Origin of the sequence: Streptomyces sp. NPDC058157 (genome assembly GCF_042884105.1) — a bacterium.
GTDB lineage: Bacteria > Actinomycetota > Actinomycetes > Streptomycetales > Streptomycetaceae > Streptomyces.
Map to the genome: position 1 here is coordinate 13,283 of NZ_JBHVUQ010000022.1, position 18,837 is coordinate 32,119.

Here is an 18,837-nt window from a genome sequence, read left to right on the forward strand (position 1 = left end):
ACCGCTCGCAGCAGATCGCTACGCGCTCCTCCCGTCTCAGCGTCCGCCGCCTGTCTGGGGCCGCTACCTGCACGAAATGCCAATCAGGCAGGCATCCGGGGCCGGTGGGCGCGTCAGATCGCTACGCGCTTCCGTCCTCTCAGCGTCCGGCGGCCGTCTTGGGTCGGGTCTTCGAGGACGGAGGCCTCGTCGGGTGACTACACGGGCGGGCGGCCGGGGGTGGGCGTGGGGGGAGGTGAGGGGAGCGGCGGGCCGGGGTTGGGCGGCTGTTCCGGGAAGCCGGGGTTGCGGTGCTTGCCCATGGTGATCGTCCTCCAGGTGAGCTTGTAGATGCCCAAGGGCGGGAAGATGTCGACCCGCACCGGGTGGTTGTGCTGGGCGCACAGGACGCACAGCAGGTCGCGCCGGCTGCCGGCATGGGTGACGCGGGCGGCCTGGACGGGGTTCTGCCAGCAGGCTTCGCAGGTCACGACGTCGGTCGGGGTCGTGGTGAACTCAGTCGTGATCACCACGCCTGCGCCTGCCACAGGTTTCGATCCACCGGGAAACCGGCGAGTTCGATGGACGAGACGGTCCGGTCGATCGAGTTCGAGGAGTTGCCCGGCGGGCCGTGGGGACCGGGGTCGTGGTCGACGAAGCCCCCAAGTCGCGAGCACAGCCGCTGGTACAGGGCGGTGTGCAGGATGAGCGCGTGCCAGCCCTTGTCGACGAGGTGGGACGGCGCGATGCTCTCGGAGCTTTCGGCGGCGGTGGCGACGGACTTGAGGGCTTCCAGGACGACTCGCTCGGCCAGGAAGCAGTCCATGCGCGGGTTGTGGGCGGTGACGGTCGCGGTGACGGCCGAGAAGTCGTCCGGTGCGAGGAGCGCTCGGGCGTCCCTGGTGCCCGGCATGGTGGTGACCGAGGCGGGCGGCGGGGGCTTGCCCGGTTTGGTGCTGCACGGTGGGGGTGGGAACGGCGTGCTCATTCGTCTCCCTGGGGTGCTGTCGACCGTCAGGCCGGCTGGACGTTGACGGCGGGTGTGGTGAATTCCCGGCCCGAGGCGGCCCGGATGTAGGCGAGCTCCATCCAGCGCTCGATGCCGGTGTCCGAGACGTTCTCGTTGATGACGGCCATCAGCTCACCCTCGGTGCCGGAGACGAGGTCGCGGACACGGTGGCGGAGGAGGCGGTGGGGGACGTACTCGTACTGCTCACTCATCGGAGGTCTCCTCGGTGAAACCGAGGAACTGCTCCCAGCCGGCCCGAGCACGATCGAGCAGGTCCTGGCTCGGCTCGGATACGGCCATCACCTGCAAGTACGGGTCGTCGGGGGTGTCGATGCTGAGCACACTGCGGGCGCAGCCGTGCAGGGTACGGCGGGTCATGGGTTCCTCCCAGCCGTTCGTCGGGTGGTGCACGCAAGCCTGCTGAGAGGGGTGGCTCGATGGCCAGCGATGTGCATTTTTGTGCACACACGTCATCAGTCCACCGTCCTTGCTGCGGCAGACGCCTGACGGGCGAGTCGTCTGCCGGGCCAGTGCTGCACAGAACTGCACAGGCTGCTAGCGATAGCTGACGTGGCGTTAGTGTTCGTAGGCGATGGATCTGACACCGGTGACAAGCGCGGCCCGGCGGTTTGGGCTGGCCTGGAGCACCGGCTCGGACTTCCGGGGGTGAAAGTCGGCCCTGCGACCGAGATTCCGGTCACGCCGAGGGAATTCCCGAAGGGGAGGCCGTGATCAGGATCCCTGCCCGCATGCTGCACATGATCAGGGAGGCGGGCGATGTCCTCGACGCCCACGTTTGATGAGCTGATGGCGGACTGCGTCTCCGCAGTGCACCCGGAGATGCGCGACTCGTACGCGGTCGACTACGAGGAAGGCCCGTTCGCCGAATGGCGCGAAGGCTTCCGGCACGACCGGAACGACAGGGGGTCCTGGTAGCGCCCCTGACTGGACCTGGTCGCCGAGAACGTCGGTCGTGGCGCCGTCATCCGACGGGCCCGGATCGTTTCCGAACCCGTCAGCGAGTACACGCGCTTTCTCCACGAGGGCACGTTCACCAACGTCACGGCAGGCGAGCAGGTCCGCTGGCTGCCGCGCCGCCGTGCCTCAGACATCGCCCTGCCGGGCAGCGACTTCTGGTTGTTCGACGGCGAGTGGGTCCACTGGAACCACTTCTCCGGTGACGGCTCCTCCGTGGGCGACGAGATCACAAACGACCCGAGTTCGACGAAGCGGTCTGCCCAGACATTCGAAACGGTCTGGGCACGAGCTGTCCCACACGATGAATACAAATCCTGAAGAAGCAGGAACAGGTCTCACACCCCATGGCTGCCTACCCCTCTTCCTCTGCGCAGGGCGCCCGTGAAGCCGTCGCCTTACGGTTGCGTTACCTACGCAAGTGCGCCGGACTTACCGTTGCCGAGTTGGCCACGGCCTGCGGCTGGCACCACTCCAAGACGTCCCGCATCGAGAACGCCCGCACGGCGCCCTCAAGCCGAGACATACGAAACTGGTGCCGCGCCTGCGAAGCCCCTGACGAGGCACCCGACCTCATCGCCCAGTCGCTGAATGCGGAAACCCTCTACAACGAGTGGCGACACCAGGTCAGAGCCGGTCTCACGAAGCTCCAGGAGTCCTGGACCCAATTCTTCGCCGACACACAGCTGTTTCGGATCTACTCCTCCACCCTCGTCCCGGGCCTCCTCCAGACCGAGGGTTACGCCGGCGCGCTCCTCAGCACCATCGCCTCCTTCCGGGGCTATCCCGACGGCGGCCCTGAAGCCGCACGCGCCCGTGTCGAACGCTCACGCGTCATCCACCGCCCCGGCCGCCGCGCCGTCATCGTCGTAGAGGAGGCCGCCCTGCACTACCGCATGGGCGACCCAGCCTCCACCGCCGCCCAACTCGGGTATCTCCTCACGGCCGGAGCCCTCCCGGCCGTCTCCCTCGGCATCATCCCGACCTCGGTCAACCCCCGGTCGATGTGGCCCGTCGAGACGTTCCACGTCTACGACGACATGCTCGTCTCAGTGGAACTCCTCTCCGCAGAGGTCAACATCACACAGCCATCGGAGATCGCCGTCTACCTGAAGGCCTTCGAGCAACTCCGCGCCATGGCCGTGTACGGAACGCACGCCCGGTCCCTGGTGCTCAAAGCGATCCAGGAACTGGACCAGCAATAACAACCCAAGACGGGCAGCAGACGCCGAGAAGTGAGGAGCGCGTAGCGATCTGACGCGCCTGCCGGCCCGGATGCCTGCCTGATTGGCATTTCGTGCGGGTAGCGGCCACAAACGGCCGTAGGACGCCAATCGATGAGAAGCGCGTAGCGATCTGTTGCGTGGGGCGGCCCCCGGCTCCGATTGCGGCGGTCGGGGGCCGGATGGCCGGCCTGCCGTCCCCCGACCGCCCGGCTCATCGCTGATCCCGCCGTATGTCTGACTTACGTCCGTCCCGTTCCTTTGGGGGGTTCCCGGCAGTCTTCGGCATTTCGTGGCGGGTCGGGCTGTCAAGAGTGGAGCGCAGCGACATCGCGTAGCGACGCGACGAAGGAGCGCTCTTGACAGGGCGGCCCGACGCGGAAGGACGATGAGACTGGCGGGAACCCCCCAACCCTCCCTGAGGGAGCCGAGGAAGACCCGCCCTCCCCCGGCCCCGGCCCGCTGTTCAGTACCGCCCGGCGGGCTCCCCGATCCCCTGGGCACCGGCCCGCAGAAGGGAGGCGGGTGGGCAGACGCCGCCCAGCCCCCGGCCCCTCGCGGGGGAGATGGCGGGCTCGCCTCCCCGACCCACCGCCCCCAGCCCCCAGCCCCCAGCCCCCGGCGCCCAAAGCAGCGGGGCCGGGCACCGTTGTGGTGTCCGGCCCCGCTGCGTCGTGGCGGTTACTTCTCCGTCACGCCCGCCGAGTCGAACGTGGCGACCTCGTGCATCGCGCGGGCCGCGCTCTGGACCAGGGGGAGGGCCAGGAGGGCGCCCGTGCCTTCGCCGAGGCGGAGGTCCAGGTCGACCAGGGGGCGCAGGCCCAGCTTGTTCAGGGCGGCCACGTGGCCCGGTTCCGCGCTGCGGTGGCCCGCGATGCAGGCCGACAGGGCTTCGGGGGCGATGGCGCGGGCCACCAGGGCGGCCGCGCCCGCGCTCACGCCGTCCAGGATGACCGGCGTGCGCAGGGAGGCGCCGCCGAGGATCAGGCCGACGATCGCGGCGTGCTCCAGGCCGCCGATGGCCGCGAGGACGCCGATCGGGTCGTTCACGTCCGGCTGGTGGAGCTCCAGGGCGCGGCGGACGACGTCGACCTTCCGGGCGTGGGTCTCGTCGTTGATGCCGGTGCCCCGGCCCGTGACCTCGGCCGGGTCGACGCCCGTGAAGACGGAGATGAGGGCCGCCGACACCGTGGTGTTGGCGATGCCCATCTCGCCCGTCAGGAGCGCCTTGTTGCCCGCCGCGACGAGGTCGCGCGCGGTCTCGATGCCGACCTCGATGGCGGCGACGGCGTCCTCGCGGCTCATCGCGGGGCCCGCGGACAGGTCGTCCGTGCCCGGGCGGACCTTGCGGGGCAGCAGGCCGGGGGTGGCCGGCAGGTCGCCCTTCACGCCCACGTCCACGACGCAGACCTCGGCGCCGACCTGGTTGGCGAAGGCGTTGCAGACGGCCCCGCCGCCCAGGAAGTTGGCCACCATCTGCGTGGTGACCTCCTGCGGCCACGGCGTGACGCCCTGGGCGTGGACCCCGTGGTCGCCCGCGAAGATCGCGACGGCGGCCGGCTCCGGGATCGGCGGCGGGCAGACCCGCGACAGGCCCGCCAGCTGCGCGGAGATGATCTCCAGCATGCCGAGCGCGCCCGCCGGCTTCGTCATCCGCTTCTGCCGCTCCCAGGCCTCGCCGAGCGCCTTCGCGTCGAGCGGGCGGATGCTGGCGACGGTGTCGGAGAGCAGGTCGTGCGGGGCCTCGCCGGGCAGCGCGCGGCGCCCGTACGTCTCCTCGTGCACGACCCAGGCCAGCGGACGGCGCTGGGCCCAGCCCGCCTGCATCAGCTCCGGCTCCTCGGGGAACTCGTCGACGTACCCGACGCACAGGTAGGCGACGACCTCCAGGTGCTCGGGGAGGCCGAGGGCGCGGACCATCTCGCGCTCGTCGAAGAAGCTGACCCAGCCCACGCCGAGGCCTTCGGCGCGCGCGGCGAGCCAGAGGTTCTCGACGGCGAGGGCGGAGGAGTACGGCGCCATCTGCGGCTGGGTGTGCCGGCCGAGCGTGTGGCGGCCGCCGCGGGTGGGGTCGGCGGTGACGACGATGTTCACCGGGGTGTCGAGGATGGCCTCGATCTTCAGTTCCTTGAACTGCTTGGCCCGGCCCTTGGGCAGCGACTTGGCGTAGGCCTCGCGCTGGCGCTGGGCGAGCTCGTGCATGGTGCGACGGGTCTCGGCCGAGCGGATGACGACGAAGTCCCACGGCTGGGAGTGGCCGACGCTCGGGGCGTGGTGGGCGGCCTCCAGGACGCGCAGCAGCACCTCGTGCGGGATCGGGTCGGTGCGGAAGCCGTTGCGGATGTCGCGACGCTCGCGCATGACCCGCAGGACGGCCTCGCGCTCGGCGTCGGCGTAGCCGGGGGCCGGCTCGCCGGCGGAGGGCTGCGGCTCGGCCGGGACCTCGGCGGCGGCTTCGCCGTCGACCGGGGCGGGGTCGGCGGGGTCGCCGGTGGCGGGCTCGGCGTCGGCGGCGACGGGCTCCGCCGCCTCGGCGGAGTCGGGGGCCGGCTCGGCCGGGACGACGTCGGCCGGCGCGGCGGGGTCGGTCGGCGCGTCCGGGGTCACGGTCACGGCGGGGGCGTCGGCGGCCTGGACCACCGGTTCGGCCGGGGGCACCTCGGCGAGCACCACGACCGGTGCCTCGACGGCCTGCTCGGCCGGGTTCTCCGCACCCTCGGGGGCCTGCGCGGCAGCGGTGACGGGCTCGGGCGTGCCGGGCGTGCCCTCGGCTGCCGGAGCCGCTTCGGCGGCCGGCGCGGGGGCGCCTTCGGGGGCGGTGACGCCCTCGGGCCCGGCGGCGGCCTCACCGGCCACGGTCTCGGGGGCCTCGACGGCCTCCGGCGCCGCCGGTACGGCCTCCGGCGCCGCGGCGGCCTCGGCCACGGCCTGGACCTCGCCCACGGGCGCGCCCTCGGCCGCGGCGGCCGGGACCTCGGCCACCGGCAGGCCCTCGACGACGGCCGGGCCGTCCACCGCGGCCGCCGGCTGACCGTCCGCCACCGGCTGGACCTCTGCGGCGGCCTGGCCCTCGTTCACCGGCAGGCCTTCGGCCGGAGCCACCTGCTCGGCGCCCGCACCCGCGGGCTCCGCCGCCCAGGGCGCGCCGGCCTGCGGCGGGACCTCGCCCAGCTGCGGGGCGACCGGGGCCACCGGGGCCACGACGGCCTCCGCGCCCGGGACGTCCAGGTACTCGGGACCCGCGGCGGGCACCCCGGGAACCACACCGGCACCCGCAACCACAACCGGCTCCGGCGCGCCCGGCACCGCGGCGGCGGCCGACGGCTCGGCCGCGCCCAGGGGCTCGGCGCCCGGCGGGGTCTCCGGGGCGGTCTCCGGGGCGGTCGCACCCCCGGCGGCGGCCGCGTCGGGTCCGGCGGCCTCCGGGGCCGCCTCCGCCACCGGGGCGGGGACGACGGCGACGGCGGGGGCTCCGGTCGGAACGGCGACGGCGGGCGCCCCGGTCGGGACGGCCACGGCGGGGCCGGCCGGCACCGGCGGCGCCATGCCGGGGGCCGGGGCCGCGGCGGGCCCCCGGTCCGCGAGGGAACGTACGACTCCCCCGGTGGCCTCGGGCACGGGCGGGCCCATGTGCAGGGGCCGGCGGGACGGGGCCACGGGCGCGGCGAGCGGCATCTGACCGGCCGCGGCGGCGGCTGCGGGCGGGACCACGAGCCCGCCGAGGTCCAGGGAGCCGGAGTCACGGCCGCCGGTCTCGTGCGCGCCGGCGCTGTACGCGGCGGGGTCGGCGAAGCCCTCGGGGGCAGCGGGGTCGGGGAAGGTGCCGTCGGGGAAGGTGCCGTCGGGGAAGCCGTGCGGCTGGCCCGGGAGCGGCCGGCCGGCGAGGGAAGGGTCCTGCACCGGCCGGCCCGCCGGGGACTGACCCGGCATCGGCTGCCCCGGGACCACCTGCTGACCCGGCACCGGCTCCTGGCCGGGCACGGGCTGCGCGCCGGGCATCGCGAAGCCGGGCTCCGGGAAGCCGAGGTGCCCCTGCTCGGGGTAGCCGACGGCCTGCGGCTGGGGGTATTCGGTGTAACCCTGTTCGGTGGGGAACTCACCGGGGAAGACGGGGGCCTGCGGGACCACCTGGGGGTCGCTCCAGGCACCGCCCTGGCCGTGGCCGCTGGGCATCAGCAGCAGTTCCTCGTCCTCGGCGGGGTCGTCGACGAGGTCCTGGAAGGCGTAGCCGGCCGGGGGCATCGGCGGCAGCGGGGGCATCGGCGGGACCGGAGCGGGAACGCCCTGCTGATCCACCATGCCCGCGTTGTCCGGGTGACCCTCGCCCGGGACCTGGCCGGTGTCAGTCATGCTTACCCCTCGCCCATCGGTGTTGCCTCTTCGCCTCTTCGCTCGCCCGGCGCCCTGGTGGCCCGACGAGCGGGGTCACCGCGCGGCGCCACGTCTCGTGTGCGCCCGCACGACAACTCCTGAGCATTGTCGCGCTCGTCGGCCATCGTGTCGGCCGGAAACCGGCACGGTCCGCTGTGGACTGCGCCACGTCGCGCGCCTGCCTGGCGGTACGACGATCGGCCAGCCTACCCCGGGCTCCGTCTCAGCGGTTCACGGGGCGTTCGGCTGCCAGCAGGAACACCACGGAACGCTCCTGTTCGGCCCAGGTCCTGGTGTCGAGGCCGACGGACTGCAGGAGCGCGCATTCGACGGCGTACCCGTGTTCGGTGAGGGTGCGTCCGATGGCCTCGGCCTCGTCGCGCGTGGAGGCGTGGCTGACGATCCGTTCGGGGCGGCGGTCGGCGACGGCGGCGACGACGGGAGCGCCGCCGCCCCCGACCCGTACGACATCGGGTTCGGGCAGGTTCTCGAGCACGTGTGGAGCGCGGCCCGCGACGACCTGGATCTGCACACCGCGCCTGCGGGCGGCGGCGGTTGCGCGTTCGCAGGCGCGCGGGTCGGCGTCGACGGCGATGACGGCGGCGCCGAAGGCGGCCGCGTCGACGGCGAGGGCGCCGTGGCCGGTGCCGATGTCCCAGACGAGGTCGCCGGGGCGGGGGCCGAGGCGGGCGAGCTGGGCGGCGCGCAGCTGCGGCGACTCCCCCTCGCCCGCGTCCGGGTCGGGGTGGGGGCGGGCCCAGCCGCGTCCGGCAGCGGGGTTCTGGGCGGGGTTCTGGCCGAGGAGCCAGGGGGCGTCGGCGGTGGCGGGGTGTCCGGCGCCGCCGATGACGATGACGACGTTGGGGTCGCGCCAGGTGTGGTCGGCGGCGGCGTCGGAGGTGAGGACGGTGACGCGTTCGCGGTCGGTGCCGAGTTCCTCGCAGATGACGAAGGTCCGGTGGACCCCTTCGAGGAGCAGGGCGAGTTCGGCGGGGCCGGCGCCGGGCGAGGTGAGGACGGCGACCTTGCCGCGGGCCCGGCAGACGTTGACGGCGCGGCGCAGGGTGCGGGGGTGGGCGACGACGACCTGGGCGTCGTCCCAGGGCATCCCGGCGCGGGCGAAGGCGGCGGCGACGGAGGAGACGGCGGGGACGACCTCTACTTCCAGGCCGTGTTCGGGGGCGCGCAGGGTGCGGACGACGCCGAAGAAGCCGGGGTCCCCGTCGGCGAGGACGACGGCGGTGCCGCGGTGGCCGGCGATGCGGCGGGCGGCGAGGCCGAGGCTGCCGAGGCGGATGCGTTCGGCGCCGGGCGGGACTTCGGGGAGCGCGAGGTGGTGGGCGGCGCCGGCCACGAGGGTGGCCGCGGAGAGCGCGGACCGGGCGGCCGCGGTCAGGGGGGAGCCGTCCCAGCCGATCACCGTGACCCGGTCGGCCATCGTCGTCAGTCTCCTGGGGTGGGGGCAGGCGAAGTTTCGTCGGGTTCGCGCACTGCGAGACTACCTGGTCACGGGTCGGTGCCGGTCCGCGGTGACGGCGTGGGCCGGGTACCCGGCGCGGGACCGGCGGGCCTCGTGGCTGTCGTGGCTGTCGTGGCTGTCGTGGCTGTCGTAGGTTTCGTAGGCGCCGTACACCTCGTCGAAGGCGTCGGCGTCCTCGTCGTCTAGGTCCTCGGGGACCAGGCTCCAGACGATGAGGTCGGTGCGGGTGTCGGCCCAGCCGCCGTCGGCGGACTGGGTGCGGACGGTCCAGGCGTTGCGCAGGACGCCTTCGCTGATGCAGCCGATCTTCTGGGCGACCTGCTGGGCGGCGGTGTTGCCGGCGGCGGTGCGCAGCTCGAGTCTCTCGAACTGCTGCTCGCGAAAGAGCCAGCGGGCGACGGCGAGGACGGATTCGGCGGCGTAGCCCTCGCCGCGGGCCCAGGGGGCGGTGACGTAGCGGATCTCGGTGGTGCGGGTGCGCCAGTCGGTGTCGCGGAGGTGGACACTGCCGACGAGGCGGTGGGTGAGGAACTCGGTGACGGCGAGGACGATGCCGCGGCCGGAGGTGCGTTCGGCGTGGGAGCGGTCGGTGGTCCAGGCGCGGGCGTCGGCGCGGGTGTAGGGGTGGGGTGCCGGGGTCCAGGCGGTGACCTGCTCGTCGTTCATCATCTCGGCGAGCGCGGTGACGTCCTCCTCCTCGAAGGGGCGCAGCACCAGCCGGTCCGTGCTGATGGTGACGTCCGGGAAGGTGGTAGTCATGCGCAGCTCCATGCCTGAGACGGACCGTTTCGGCGGGTCGTAGGCCACAGCATGCAGCATCGGCCCGGGGATGTGCAGGGCCGGGCTGCCCGGAAGCGGGCACGGCCGGGGCCGTGTCCGGGCAGCCCGCGGCCCCGCGTGCCCGGGAGGGCGCGCGGGGCCGGAGATCCGGTGCCGGCCCGGCGGTTCTTTAGGCGGCCGGGGTGCCGAAGGCCGGGATGACCGAGCCCTGGTACTTGTCCTGGATGAACTTCTTGACCTCGTCGGAGTTCAGGAGCTTGGCGAGCTTCTGGATGCGCGGGTCGTTCTGGTTGCCGTCCTTGACCGCCAGGAAGTTGGCGTACGGGTTGCCCTCGGCCTTCTCCAGGACCAGGGCGTCCTTGGCGGGCGAGAGGTTGGCCTCGAGGGCGTAGTTGCCGTTGATGACGGCGGCGTCGACGTCGTTCAGGGCGCGCGGGACCGTGGCGGCCTCCAGCTCCTTGAACTCCAGGCCCTTCTTGTCCGTGATGTCGGAGAGCTTGGCGCTGGTGCCGACGCCGTCCTTGAGGGTGATCAGCTTGTTCGCGGCGAGCAGCTGGAGCGCGCGGCCCTCGTTGGTGGTGTCGTTGGGGACGGCGATGGTCTGGCCGGCCTTGATGTCGGTGAGGGCCTTGACCTTCTTGGAGTAGAGGCCGAGGGGCTCCAGGTGCACGTTCACGACGGGCACGATGTGGGTGCCGTTCTTCTTGTTGAAGTCGTCGAGGTACGGCTTGTGCTGGAAGTAGTTGCCGTCGACCTGGCCCTGCTCGGTGGCGGTGTTGGGCAGGACGTAGTCCGTGAACTCCTTCACCTCCAGCTTGAGGCCCTCCTTGGCCGCCAGCTTGTCCTTGACGAAGTTCAGGATGTCGGCGTGGGGGCTCGGGGAGGCCGCGATGACCAGGGGCTTGCTCTCGTCGACCTTGCCGCCGTCGGCCTTGGTGGAGGACGGGTCCGAGGAGCTGCCGCAGGCGGTGAGGCCGAGGGCGAGCGCGGCGGAGGCGGCGGCGATGGCGGTGAGCTTGGTGTTCTTACGCACGAAGAGTGCCTTTCTTGCGGGTGCGGGTCCGGGGTGGGGATCCGCTGGTGGTGGCCCAGGCACGACAAGTGCGGGCTTTCTCGGGTGGGGAAACTCAGGGGCGGCCCGGGGCGGGCTCAGGCTGTCCGGCCGCGGCGGGCGAGGACGCGCACCACGCCGTCGCCGATCAGCTGGATCACCGTGACGAGGGCGATCAGGACCACGACGGTGGCGACCATGAAGCCGGTCTCGAAGCGCTGGAAGCCGTAGGTGATGGCCTTGGAGCCGAGTCCTTCGCCGCCGACGGCGCCGGCCATGGCGGAGTAGCCGACGAGGGTGATGACGGTGGTGGTGACGGCGGCGACCAGGGAGGGCAGGGCCTGCGGGAGGAGGACCTTGCCGACGAGGGTCGGGATGCCGCCGCCCATGGACTCGACGGCTTCGATCAGGCCGTGGTCGACCTCGCGGACGGCGGTCTCGACGAGCCGGGCGAAGAAGGGGATGGCGCCGATGGCCAGCGGGACGATCATGGCGGTGGGGCCGATGAAGGTGCCGACGACGGCCGTGGTGACCGGGATGAGGGCGATCAGCAGGATGATGAACGGCAGCGAGCGGCCTATGTTCACGATCACGCCGAGGGCCTTGTTGAGCGGCTGGTTGCGCAGGAGGCCGCCCTTGTCGGTGAGGACGAGGAGGATGCCGATGGGCAGTCCGCCGAGGACGGTCACCAGGGTGGACCACAGGACCATGTAGAGGGTGTCGTACGTGCCCTGGGTGAGCAGGGGCTGCATCTCGGACCAGGTCACTTGGCACCGTCCTTGACCAGTTCGGCCAGTTCGTCGTCGATTTCGTCCGTGGCGGGGGCGGTCCCGTCGACCACGTCGACCTGGAGGCCCTGCTCGCGCAGGAAGCCGACGGGTACGACGTTGTCCTCGTAGCGGCCGGGCAGCTCGATGCGCATGCGGCCGATCTGGCGGCCGGCGACGGTGTCCATCGCGGCGCCGAGGATCGAGATGTCGATGTTGTAGGTGCGGGACAGCTGGGAGATGACCGGCTGGGTGGCGGCCTCGCCGTGGAAGGTGACGTCGACGACGGTGTGCTCGGGGCCGGTGGCGGCGCCGCTGACGGGGAAGAGTTCGGCGGCGAGCTCGGAGCCGGGGGTGGCGAGGAGCTCGGAGACGGTGCCGGACTCGATGATCCGGCCCCTCTTCATCAGGGCGGCGGAGTCGCAGATGCTCTTGACGACGTCCATCTCGTGCGTGATGAGCAGGACGGTGAGGCCGAGCTGCCGGTTGAGGTCGCGCAGGAGCTGGAGGATGGAGCGGGTGGTCTCGGGGTCGAGGGCGCTGGTGGCCTCGTCGGAGAGGAGCACCTTGGGGTCGCCGGCCAGGGCGCGGGCGATGCCGACGCGCTGCTTCTGGCCGCCGGAGAGCTGGGTGGGGTAGGCCTTGGCCTTGTCGGCGAGGCCGACGAGGTCGAGGAGCTCCAGGGCCTTGCGGGAGCGTTCGCGGCGGTCGGTGCCGAGGATCTCCAGGGGGAGCTCGATGTTGGCCTGGACGGTCCGGGAGGACAGCAGGTTGAAGTGCTGGAAGACCATGCCGATGCGGCTGCGGGCCTCGCGGAGCTCCTTGCCCGCGCGCCGGCCGCGGCCGGCGAGGGCGGTGAGCTCGACGCCGTCGACCGTGACGGTGCCGGTGGTGGGGCGTTCCAGCAGGTTCACGCAGCGGATGAGGGAGGACTTGCCGGCGCCGCTCTGGCCGATGACGCCGTAGACCTCGCCCTCGCGGACGTGGAGGTCGACGCCGTCCAGGGCGGTGACCTCGCGGCCACGGGACTGGTAGACCTTCGTGAGGCCCGATGTGGTGATCACAGGAATTCCGTCGCTGTCGAGTGCACGGCGTGCGGGACCGTGCACGGGGCAAACATCTGGGGACGCGATACGGGTCGAACCGTCACAAAGGATTCGTGTCGACACGTGCGCGGGGCTGAAGCGGGTCCGGGACGCAGATCAGCGGTGACCTGGACGGCGGAGTGGCTCGCCTCGTCTCGCTTCGGGGCGCGAGACCGCGGGGGAAGGGGCCCTCAGAAGGCGCACATTCGACACATACAACGAGCACCGGGCGTCATCGTCGCCTCGGTCGCAAGGGTGCGGCTGCTCGTCGTGGTCATGGGCCCAGTAAAGCAGACATGCCGGTTCACCGATCAATGCTGTCCGGATAGCGGACGGATTCCGATCGCATTCCGGACGAGAGGGGCCCTCTCCGGCACCCCGTCCAGGGCGGCCCGAGAGCCCTCCCGGCCAGTCCCGGCACGGGCGGGCGGGCTCCGGGCGCCCGGCCCGCGCGACACCGGGCGGGGACCCCCGCTGTGGCCAAGGCCACCCTCCGCGCCCCGTCACCGCCCCCCGCACGGGCGCTCCCGGGGGCCGTAATACCCTCGCAGCATGCTCGACGCCCTGACGGCCGCCCTCGGTGCGGCCGCCCTCGCCCTCGCCGCCTGGTGCGGCCACGCCGCATGGCGGGACCAGCCGACCAAGGACTGGCACTTCATCGGCATGGCCGTGGTGACCCTGCTGGCACTGGCCCAGCTGGTGGTCGGCCTGGTCCAGCTGGGCCGGGGCGAGAAGCCCGCACAGGGCACGGTGCTGTTCGTGGCCTACCTGGTGGGCGCCTTCGCGGCGGTCCCGGCGGCCGGGCTGCTCTCGCTGACCGAGCGCACCAAGTGGGGTTCGGTGACGGTGGCCGCGGGCGCGGTCGTCCTCGCCGTGCTGGAAGTGCGCCTCTACGACATCTGGGGATCCGCCGGTGCCTGACACGACGACCGCCTCGCCGGAAACCCGCAAGCGGCTGGTCTCCGGGCCGGGGCTGCTGCTGGTGTGGCTCTACGGGGTCATGGTGGTCGGCGCGGTCTCGCGTTCGGCGTACCAGATCTCCACCGAGTTCGACCGGGCGCCGCTGGCCTACTCCCTGTCGGGGGCGGCGGCGCTGGTCTACGCCTTCATCACGTACTCGCTCGTACGCGGCGGCGACCGGGCCCGGCGGGCGGCACTGGTGTGCTGCGCCGCCGAGCTCGCGGGCGTGCTGGCCGTCGGGACCTGGACGCTGATCCGGCCCGAGGCCTTCCCCGACGCGACCGTGTGGTCGGACTTCGGGATGGGCTACCTGTTCATCCCGGTGGTCCTTCCGGTCACCGGGATGCTCTGGCTGCGCGCCAAGCGCTGACGCGGACGCTGACGCGGACGCGGGTCCGGAGGACTCAGGCGCTGACGGTGTAGTCGGCGGGGACCTCGGCGTCCTTCTCCAGGATCACCAGGTGCACGCCGTCGGAGGCGGTGCGGTTTCCGACCTTCGCGTAGCCGGCCTTGCGGTAGAGCCGCAGGTTGGACTCGCTCTTGTGACCGGTGTGCAGGCGGAAGCGGGTGGTGCCGCCGTGACCGGCGAGGGCCTCCTCGACCGCGCGCAGCAGCCGGGCGCCGAGGCCGTGGCCCTGGAGGCGGGGGTGGACGCACAGCTTGGCGATGCTGGCCGTGCCGTCCTCGCCGACGCTGCCGCGCACCGCGCCGACCACTTCGTCACCGAGCCGGGCCACCAGGACGGTGTCCGTGGCCAGCTCCTCCTTGAGGGAGTCCAGGGACTGGGTGAGCGGCTGGATGAGGTAGTTGCCGTACAGCTCGGCCTCCCGCTGGAACGCCAGGTACTGCAGCTTGAAGATCTGCTCGGCGTCTTCGGCGGCCGCCGCCGAAATGGTCACGCTCATGCCCATGTGCGCATGCCTCCCGCTCACCGGTAGCTCTCTGGTCTACCGCTCCTTTCCCCAAGGGCCAGGAGCCGCAACCTCTCCGGCGAGCATTCTGCGCAGACATCCCAGGCAACGGGAACGTACCGGCCCCAAACTTCCTTGTGAGATACCCAACTCTCCTGCGATTTCACGGTATGTGAGGTCCCTGGGCGACAGAAGTGCGGCTATCAGCTCGGGGCAGCGTCCGGGCAATCGGGCGACCGCCGATCGGAGGGCGCGGTTCGCCTCCCCGTGCAGCAGGGCGTCCTCGGGTTCGGCGGTGGGGGCGGGGGCGGTCCCGTACGGGACTTCCCGCCGGGCCCGGCGCCGGGCGAGCCGGGCCTCGGCGCGCACGGCCCGCCGCAGCCAGCGGGCCCGGCCGGAGGGACCGGGGCCGGGCGGGCCCTGTTCGAGCAGCCGCACCCAGACGGCCTGTTCCAGGTCGGCGGCGTCCACCCCGGCGGCGGGGGCCTCCGCGGCCGCCTCGGCGGAGAGCAGCGGGCGCAGTTCCTCGATCAGTTCCGGTTCGCGTCGCAGGTCCATGCCGGGCGGGACGCGGGGGCCGGGCCGGGCGGTTTCCCCGCCGGACCCGGCCCACCCGTACGTGGCCCGGGGGTCAGTGGTTGACGCCGCGTCCGGGGCGGAAGGCCTCGGCGGCGAGGAGTCCGGTGTCGGGGTTGTCGGTGAAGATGGCGTCGATGCCGAGCTCGAAGTACCGCCGGAAGGCGCCGAAGGCGTCCCCGTAGGCGTTGGGGTCGGTGCCCTTGCGGTACTCGGCGGGCAGGAAGGTGTTCTCGTTGCGCGCCGTGTAGGGGTGCAGGACGAGGCCGCGGGCGTGGGCGTCGGGCACGAGGGTGGTGGGTGCGCCGAGCTTGCCGTCCGGGGTGCGCGGGACGATGAGGTCCAGGGTGGGGCCGATGCCCTGGGCGAAGCCGGCGATCCACTGGAGGCCCTCGGGCTTGACCAGGTCGGCGACGGTGCGGGGGTCCTTGGCCACCTCGAAGTCCCAGGGGCGGGTGTTCGCGGCGGAGAGCAGGACCACGCGCGGGGCGGACACCAGGCGGGAGAGCCGCTGGATGCTGGAGGGCTCGAAGGACTGGAGGAAGACGGCGGCGTCCCGTCCGGCGCGGCCGTAGCGGCGCAGCAGGGCGGCCAGCGGCTCCTCCAGGCCGAGGCCGAGGCCCCGGAAGTAGGTGGGGTGCTTGGTCTCGACGTGGAGCCAGACGCGCTTGCCGCGCCGCTTGCCCTCGCGGTCGGCCCAGCGCAGCACCTCTTCGAAGGTGGGGACGGGCCAGCGGCCGTCGTAGAGGGTGTTGCGCTGGCGGATGGCCGGAATGCGCTCCTTGGCGCGTAGGGTGCGCAGCTCGGCGAGGGTGAAGTCCTCGGTGAACCAGCCGGTGACGGAGACCCCGTCGACGGTCTTGGTGGTGCGGCGGCCGGCGAACTCGGGGTGGTCGGCGACGTCGGTGGTGCCGCCGATCTCGTTCTCGTGGCGGCAGACCAGGTGGCCGTCCTTGGTGGGGACGAGGTCCTGTTCGACGACGTCGGCGCCGAGGTCGAGGGCGAGTTGGTAGGAGCCGAGGGTGTGCTCGGGCCGGTAGCCGCTGGAGCCGCGGTGGCCGATGACCAGGGGGACGGGGAGGTCGCGGTAGCCTCCCTCGCCGTGTCCGGAGCCGCTCGCGGAGGCGGTCCCGGCGGTGAGCGTGGTGATTCCGGTTCCGGCCGCGAGGACCGCTGCTCCCAGGACGGTGCGCCGGGCTGTCTCACCTTGCGTCATCAGTGCCACTCCTTGTTCGGAAATGTTTGTTAAGCGCTCGGCTTCTTTTGGAAAACGGCGAGCCGATGGTAGGCAAGGGGGATGGCTGACGGGTGGGGTCGCGTGGAACATGGCGGAAACACACGTCAACACCGCGTATCCACCTCGTGAACCCGATGTGCGATCAGGGGTGACCCGCGAGTATCGTCCTCACCTGCGCCACCGCCGTGTGGTGCAAAACCGCTTTTGGATGCCGGAGGGCTCACGTTGTTCCGTACAAGGTTCCTCAAAGCCACCGTCGGCTCGGTCATGCGCAGGATCGTCCGCATCCGCGTGGAGGGGATCGAGAGCATTCCGGGCACCGGTCCGGTGATCCTGGCGGGCAATCACCTGACCTTCATCGACTCGGTGATCCTGCCGCTGGTGTGCGACCGCACGGTCCACTTCATCGGCAAGGACGAGTACGTGACGGGCAAGGGCCTCAAGGGCCGGCTGATGGCCTGGTTCTTCACCGGCGCCGGCATGATCCCGGTCGACCGCGACGGTGCGAACGGCGGAGTCGCCGCCCTGATGACCGGCCGCCGGATCCTGGAGGAGGGCAAGATCTTCGGGATCTACCCCGAGGGCACCCGCTCCCCCGACGGCCGGCTCTACCGCGGCCGCACCGGCATCGCCCGCCTCACCCTGATGACGGGCGCCCCCGTGGTCCCGTTCGCGATGATCGGCACCGACAAGCTCCAGCCCGGCGGCAAGGGCATGATCCGCCCGGGCCGGGTCACCATCCGCTTCGGCGAGGCGATGGAGTTCTCCCGCTACGAGGGCATGGACCGCGACCGCTACGTGCTGCGCGCCGTCACCGACTCGGTGATGGCCGAGGTCATGCGCCTGTCGGGCCAGGAGTACGTGGACATGTACGCGACCAAGGCGAAGGCCGCCTGAGCCGCTCCTACTGGCGCTGGAGTGACCGGCTGACGCCCGCCGCCGTGGTGGTGGCGAGGATCCAGCCGGTCACGACCAGCAGGTACGACAGCCACTGGTACCAGCCGGACGGCGCGAAGGCCTCCTCCTGGCCGAAGCCGATGATCGGCAGCAGCAGGTCGATCGTGTAGAAGACCGGGTTGAAGTCGGGGGCCTCCCCCGCCTTCAACGGCCTCGGGTGGTGCAGCCCGTACGCGATCGAGCCGGTCAGGACGAGCAGCAGGAGCCAGCCCGCCGCGCGCAGCGGCCGGAAGCCGTAGCCGACGGTCACGTCCTGCAGGAGGCCCCACAGGCGGGCGTGCCGGGGCCGCGTGTGCCGGTGCCGCCGGAGCTTGGCGAGCTGGACGTCGCGGGCGGCGGTCTCGTCGCCGACGGTCCGGTAGGCGGCCGCGAGCTGCTCGTAGGCGTAGGGCAGGTAGCCGGACTCCTCGCGCTCCAGCAGCGGGAGCCGCTGCGCTGCGGGCAGGAGCGGGTGGAGCACCCGGTAGCTGAGCCCCTCGGTGCGGACCACGGGCGGCCAGGTGTCCGGTTCGGCGTAGAGCATGTCCAGCTGGCTGCGGCGCAGGTTGACGATGCCGTCGACGGGCGGGCACTTGCGCAGCCACAGCTCCCCTATGGCGCAGCTGCTGGCGCGCAGGGCCACTCCGCCGGGGTTGGCGAGGCGGGCGCGGGTGAGCATCAGCTGGCCGGGGACGCGGGCGCCGGTGAGGTTGACCATTCCCTCGGCGTGCAGCCGGTGGCCGCGCAGGTCGGTGCCGACGGAGACGGTCTCGGCGTGCAGGGCGATCCCGCCGGGGGCGAGGAGCCTGGCCCGGTCGAGGCTGACCTGTCCGGCGACGGTGGCGCCGTTGAGGCGGAGCTGGCCGTGGACGGTGAGCCCGTCGGCCACGATGTCGGTGCCTATCTCGGCGTGCTCGAGCTGGAGCGGGGGCTCGTCCGGCTCGTCGGCGTCGGCCCGGGCCTCGGCGGTGGGGGCGGTGGGCCGGATCACCGCGTCCTGGAGGAAGAGGCTGCCGGCGATCCGCGCCCCGGCGAGCCGGACCGGGCCGGTGAAGCGGCAGCCGGTCAGCCTGAGGGCCAGGTCGACGCCGACGGTGGAGGCCGTGAGGCCGGGCAGCGCCGAGCCGGTGAAGGCGACGGCCCGCAGCCGGGCGCCGAACAGCTGGGGTTTGCGTTCGAACCAGCAGCCGCGGAGCCGGATCGCGTGCTCGACGTCGGCGTATTTGAGGTTGAGCTTCCCGGTGATCCGGACGCCCTTGACGTTGAGTTCGGCGACCTGGCCCACGACACCGGGACTGCCGAGCAGGAGGGCGGCGAGCACCTCGGCGCGCACGGTCCGCTCGGGACCCCAGCCGTGCCCCTCGGCGGCGTCCTCGTCGGGGCCCTCGCGGAAGTCGACGCCTTCACCGCGCGGGAAGGCGTCCCGTATACGGCGTTCGGCAGGGGTCAGGTCGGTGATCTCCATCGCGGGGATGGTGTCCCGAGCCCCGACGGGCT

18 protein-coding genes and 1 pseudogene are annotated in these 18,837 nt (G+C 72.4%); 5 read left to right on the forward strand and 14 right to left on the reverse strand.

Going from position 1 to position 18,837, the window contains the following annotated elements; all coding sequences use genetic code 11:
- Positions 1-197: 197 nt before the first annotated feature.
- From ACFVXK_RS08240 to ACFVXK_RS08255, 4 genes are read right to left on the reverse strand one after another with little or no spacing between them, the layout of a single operon-like run.
- Positions 198-509: a hypothetical protein gene (locus ACFVXK_RS08240; RefSeq protein ID WP_389610747.1), complete on the reverse strand. Its 312-nt coding sequence runs from the start codon at positions 507-509 to the stop codon at positions 198-200.
- A complete protein-coding gene (locus ACFVXK_RS08245; protein ID WP_389610706.1) occupies positions 506-967 on the reverse strand; it encodes a hypothetical protein in 462 nt (153 codons plus the stop codon). Before ACFVXK_RS08245 ends, ACFVXK_RS08240 begins: the two co-directional genes overlap by 4 nt.
- Positions 968-993: 26 nt before the next feature.
- The gene (locus tag ACFVXK_RS08250; RefSeq protein WP_389610707.1) at positions 994-1,200 is read right to left on the reverse strand and encodes a hypothetical protein; all 207 of its coding nucleotides are present in this window, start codon (positions 1,198-1,200) and stop codon (positions 994-996) included.
- Positions 1,193-1,366 (reverse strand): hypothetical protein, encoded by a 174-nt coding sequence (locus ACFVXK_RS08255; RefSeq protein WP_389610708.1) that lies wholly within the window; start codon positions 1,364-1,366, stop codon positions 1,193-1,195. The genes ACFVXK_RS08250 and ACFVXK_RS08255 overlap by 8 nt, the downstream gene beginning before the upstream one ends.
- A gap of 399 nt (positions 1,367-1,765) precedes the next feature.
- Here ACFVXK_RS08255 and ACFVXK_RS08260 point away from each other — a divergent pair.
- Positions 1,766-2,284, forward strand: a pseudogene (locus tag ACFVXK_RS08260) (DUF6879 family protein).
- Positions 2,285-2,310: 26 nt separating this feature from the next.
- The gene (locus ACFVXK_RS08265; protein ID WP_389610709.1) at positions 2,311-3,168 is read left to right on the forward strand and encodes a helix-turn-helix domain-containing protein; all 858 of its coding nucleotides are present in this window, start codon (positions 2,311-2,313) and stop codon (positions 3,166-3,168) included.
- 699 nt (positions 3,169-3,867) lie between these two features.
- Here the strand turns inward: ACFVXK_RS08265 and cobT are convergent.
- The 6 genes from cobT to ACFVXK_RS08295 all read right to left on the reverse strand — a co-directional run bounded on the left by cobT (position 3,868) and on the right by ACFVXK_RS08295 (position 12,699).
- Complete coding sequence (gene cobT, locus ACFVXK_RS08270; RefSeq protein ID WP_389610710.1) at positions 3,868-7,536, reverse strand: nicotinate-nucleotide--dimethylbenzimidazole phosphoribosyltransferase; 3,669 nt, start codon at positions 7,534-7,536, stop codon at positions 3,868-3,870.
- Positions 7,537-7,780: 244 nt separating this feature from the next.
- On the reverse strand, positions 7,781-8,995 hold the full coding sequence (cbiE, locus tag ACFVXK_RS08275) for a precorrin-6y C5,15-methyltransferase (decarboxylating) subunit CbiE (protein ID WP_389610711.1): 1,215 nt from the start codon (positions 8,993-8,995) through the stop codon (positions 7,781-7,783).
- A gap of 60 nt (positions 8,996-9,055) precedes the next feature.
- On the reverse strand, positions 9,056-9,796 hold the full coding sequence (locus ACFVXK_RS08280; RefSeq protein WP_389610712.1) for a GNAT family N-acetyltransferase: 741 nt from the start codon (positions 9,794-9,796) through the stop codon (positions 9,056-9,058).
- A 190-nt stretch (positions 9,797-9,986) separates the two neighbouring features.
- The gene (locus ACFVXK_RS08285; RefSeq protein WP_389610713.1) at positions 9,987-10,850 is read right to left on the reverse strand and encodes a MetQ/NlpA family ABC transporter substrate-binding protein; all 864 of its coding nucleotides are present in this window, start codon (positions 10,848-10,850) and stop codon (positions 9,987-9,989) included.
- A gap of 116 nt (positions 10,851-10,966) precedes the next feature.
- Positions 10,967-11,635, reverse strand: coding sequence for a methionine ABC transporter permease (locus ACFVXK_RS08290; RefSeq protein ID WP_079425143.1), 669 nt, complete (start codon positions 11,633-11,635; stop codon positions 10,967-10,969).
- The gene (locus ACFVXK_RS08295; RefSeq protein ID WP_389610714.1) at positions 11,632-12,699 is read right to left on the reverse strand and encodes a methionine ABC transporter ATP-binding protein; all 1,068 of its coding nucleotides are present in this window, start codon (positions 12,697-12,699) and stop codon (positions 11,632-11,634) included. Before ACFVXK_RS08295 ends, ACFVXK_RS08290 begins: the two co-directional genes overlap by 4 nt.
- Positions 12,700-13,272: 573 nt before the next feature.
- Here ACFVXK_RS08295 and ACFVXK_RS08300 point away from each other — a divergent pair.
- Together ACFVXK_RS08300 and ACFVXK_RS08305 are read left to right on the forward strand one after the other, a co-directional pair.
- The gene (locus tag ACFVXK_RS08300) at positions 13,273-13,641 is read left to right on the forward strand and encodes a hypothetical protein (RefSeq protein ID WP_389610715.1); all 369 of its coding nucleotides are present in this window, start codon (positions 13,273-13,275) and stop codon (positions 13,639-13,641) included.
- The gene (locus ACFVXK_RS08305) at positions 13,634-14,050 is read left to right on the forward strand and encodes a hypothetical protein (protein WP_389610716.1); all 417 of its coding nucleotides are present in this window, start codon (positions 13,634-13,636) and stop codon (positions 14,048-14,050) included. The genes ACFVXK_RS08300 and ACFVXK_RS08305 overlap by 8 nt, the downstream gene beginning before the upstream one ends.
- 34 nt (positions 14,051-14,084) lie before the next feature.
- On the opposite strand, the gene ACFVXK_RS08310 is transcribed toward ACFVXK_RS08305, so the two are convergent.
- From ACFVXK_RS08310 to ACFVXK_RS08320, 3 genes are all read right to left on the reverse strand, one after another.
- The gene (locus ACFVXK_RS08310; protein ID WP_079425151.1) at positions 14,085-14,591 is read right to left on the reverse strand and encodes a GNAT family N-acetyltransferase; all 507 of its coding nucleotides are present in this window, start codon (positions 14,589-14,591) and stop codon (positions 14,085-14,087) included.
- Positions 14,592-14,627: 36 nt separating this feature from the next.
- On the reverse strand, positions 14,628-15,149 hold the full coding sequence (locus ACFVXK_RS08315) for an RNA polymerase sigma factor (RefSeq protein WP_389610717.1): 522 nt from the start codon (positions 15,147-15,149) through the stop codon (positions 14,628-14,630).
- Between the two features lie 73 nt (positions 15,150-15,222).
- Entirely contained in the window at positions 15,223-16,383 is a 1,161-nt protein-coding gene (locus ACFVXK_RS08320; protein WP_389610718.1) for a glycerophosphodiester phosphodiesterase, read from the reverse strand.
- A 288-nt stretch (positions 16,384-16,671) separates the two neighbouring features.
- Between ACFVXK_RS08320 and ACFVXK_RS08325 the strand changes: the two genes are divergently transcribed.
- Positions 16,672-17,301: a lysophospholipid acyltransferase family protein gene (locus tag ACFVXK_RS08325; RefSeq protein WP_389610719.1), complete on the forward strand. Its 630-nt coding sequence runs from the start codon at positions 16,672-16,674 to the stop codon at positions 17,299-17,301.
- Positions 17,302-17,308: 7 nt separating this feature from the next.
- Here the strand turns inward: ACFVXK_RS08325 and ACFVXK_RS08330 are convergent, their stop codons facing one another.
- Positions 17,309-18,805: a membrane-associated oxidoreductase gene (locus ACFVXK_RS08330; RefSeq protein WP_389610720.1), complete on the reverse strand. Its 1,497-nt coding sequence runs from the start codon at positions 18,803-18,805 to the stop codon at positions 17,309-17,311.
- Positions 18,806-18,837 lie beyond the last annotated feature (32 nt).